At 65.6% G+C, this 2826-nt stretch carries 2 protein-coding genes; one reads left to right on the plus strand and one right to left on the minus strand.

Annotated features, from left to right (window positions below; all coding sequences use genetic code 11):
• Positions 1–55: 55 nt before the first annotated feature.
• A complete protein-coding gene (locus tag ACIQ6O_RS15845; RefSeq protein WP_396208741.1) occupies positions 56–781 on the minus strand; it encodes a phosphatase PAP2 family protein in 726 nt (241 codons plus the stop codon).
• 350 nt (positions 782–1131) lie between these two features.
• On the opposite strand from ACIQ6O_RS15845, the gene ACIQ6O_RS15850 reads away from it, so the two are divergent.
• The coding region (locus tag ACIQ6O_RS15850; protein WP_396208742.1) for a WD40/YVTN/BNR-like repeat-containing protein at positions 1132–2826 on the plus strand (1695 nt) is incomplete at its 3' end.

The raw sequence follows: 2826 nt of genomic DNA on the forward strand, positions 1-2826 counted from the left end.
GAGCTGGCGGGGCGACCCATCCCGGTTCGAGTCCGGGCGTTCGCATTGGCAGGAATCACGGCGCGCGGCCGAGGGCCCACCGTTCGAGTCGGCCCCGTTTATTCCCCGGGGCATGCGCGCGACGCGTCAGGATTAATCCGGTCAGGGTGCCCACGCCCGCACCCACCACCACATCGCTCACCCAATGCGCGTCGTCGTAAACTCTCGACGTGCCAACGAGCGCTGCCCCGCCGTAGGCGAGGCTCCCCACCACCCACTTGCGCCACGCCGGAACGTGTGCGCGACGCGTCATTTCACTCGTCAGCACCGAGGCCAGCGCAAACGATGCCGTGGTGTGTCCTGAGGGGAACGAGGCATATCGCCTGTCGGTAAACCCACGCCCAACGGCAAACTGCCCGGGGCGCCCATCCGACGCGTAGGGGCGCTCGCGTCCGATCAGCCCCTTGAGCATCTGTGTGACGGCACCGGAGACGACAATCGCCTCGGCAGAATGATACCCGGCATCGGCGAACCCTCGATGACTCAGCATGCGCCCCGCTCCGTAGAGCGTGAGTGAGCCGAGGAAAAGTTCGGGGGCACTCGCAAAACGAGCGACGCCAAGCAGCGGTGCATCGCTGCTCGGGTCGTGTTCCGGCATGGGACGGAGCGCCGCACGCACGGGGCGATCCGCGAACGCCGCGATGGACGCGCCGAGCGCCGTCATGCCGATGACGGCGCGATCCGATCGTATGAACAGCGCCGGACGCGGATGCGCTGGCGAGAGCCGCTGATGGCTGAGCATCAGCGTGTCCGCGGGAGCGACGGACGATGCGCCTCTGGAAGCCGGGGGCATGTTCTGTGCGCGCGCCGCGATGGGTAGCCCCATCCCTGCGAGGAGCGTCAGTGCGCCGATACGCGGTAACAGTCTACACATGGTGCGGGATATCGAGAGAGCGATCCGAAGGGCGCGGCAATCGCCGACGTACCGACGAAACTACACGTCGGTGGGTGGGTCCGGGCTTTGGTGAACCCGTAGCGGTGCGACCTGAGGGATCGACCGGTCGAGGACCCACGACTCCCCCAAAGCGTCGGGACTCGACGGCAGAGTTGACCTTTCTCGCCCTCAGGCGCCGTGCCCTACAGATTTCAGACATGAATTTCTTCTTCACGCACGGTCCGTCCGCGCGCTGGCGCACGCTTGTCGCGCTGGCCACCCTCGTCGCCGTGTCCCCGCGACTGCCCGCCCAGCCCGCCGCACCGGTCTCACTCGACAGCGTCTTCGCACCGGTGAAGTGGCGCTCCATCGGCCCCTTCCGCGGCGGTCGCTCCAATACGTCGTCCGGCGTGATCGGTGATCCCCGTACGTACTACATGGGCACCACCGGCGGCGGGGTGTGGAAGACCGAGAACATGGGGATCAGCTGGCGCAACATCTCCGACGGCTGGTTCAAGTCGGGGACGGTGGGCGCGATTGCCGTCGCCCCCAGTGATCCCAACGTGGTGTATGTGGGCATGGGCGAGCACGCGATTCGCGGCGTCATGACGCATTCGGGCGATGGGCTCTATCGCTCCACTGACGCTGGCAAGACGTGGAAGAAGATGGGGCTCGACGAGACGCGACACATCGCCCGCGTGCTCGTGCACCCGAAGAACCCCGACATCGTGTACGTCGCCGCGCAGGGCACGCTGTTCGCCCCTTCAGCAGAACGCGGCGTGTACAAGTCCACCGACGGTGGCGCAACGTGGAAGAAGGTGCTCTACGTGGACCAGCGCACCGGCGCCGCCGAACTGTCGATGGACGCGAACAATCCGCGCATCCTGTACGCGGCGATGTGGGAACACGGCCGCCTGCCGTGGAAGGTCATCAGCGGCGGCAAGGGGAGCGCACTCTACAAGTCCACCGATGCCGGCGAGACGTGGACCCGGATGACCGACGGCCTCCCGGAAAAAATGGGCAAGATGTCCATCGCTGTGAGTCCGGCGAACTCCGAGAAGGTGTACGCGCTCATCGAAAGCGAGTCGGAGGGGAACGAACGCGGCCTGTATGCCTCGAGCAACGCGGGCAAGAGCTGGAGCCGGGTGAGCGGTGAGCCGCGGCTCGTGCAGCGGGCCTGGTACTACATCGAGCTCTTTGCCGACCCGAAGAACGAGAACCGTCTCTATGTGCTGAGCGCCCCTGCCCTGCGCTCCGACGACGGCGGTCGCACGTGGGAAGAGGTGAACGGCGTGCACGGGGATTATCACGACATGTGGATCAATCCCAGCGACCCGCAGAACTTCGTTATGTCCGACGACGGTGGTGCCGCCGTCACCTTTGATGGCGGCAAGAGCTGGAGTGGCCAGGGTGTGGCCACCGGCCAGTTCTATCGCATCAATACCGACAACCGGTTCCCGTACCGCATCTACGGCGCGCAGCAGGACAACACGTCGGTGATGATCGCGAGCCGCGAACTCGCGAGCGGTGGCATCACGGCTGCCAGCTGGCGCGCTTCAGCCGGCGGTGAGAGCGCGTTCCTGGCCTTCGACCCGGCAAACCCGCGGTACGTGCTCGGCGGAAGCTATCAGGGCACCATCGAAGCGCTCGACACGCAGGCTCAGGCCAGCACGAGCATCATGGCGGCCCCCATTCAATACTTGGGTCGCGATGCGAAGGACATGAAGTACCGCTACAACTGGAACGCGCCCATCATCTGGAGTCGGCACGAGCCCAACACGTACTATCACGGCGCGCAGCTATTGCTCAAGACGTCGGATCTGGGCCGCACGTGGACAGAGATTTCGCCCGACCTCACCCGCAACGAAAAAGAGAAGCAGGGGAAAGCCGGCGAGCCGTACACCAACGAAGGG

The sequence above is a fragment of the Gemmatimonas sp. genome (assembly GCF_044345575.1).
Lineage (GTDB): Bacteria > Gemmatimonadota > Gemmatimonadetes > Gemmatimonadales > Gemmatimonadaceae > Gemmatimonas.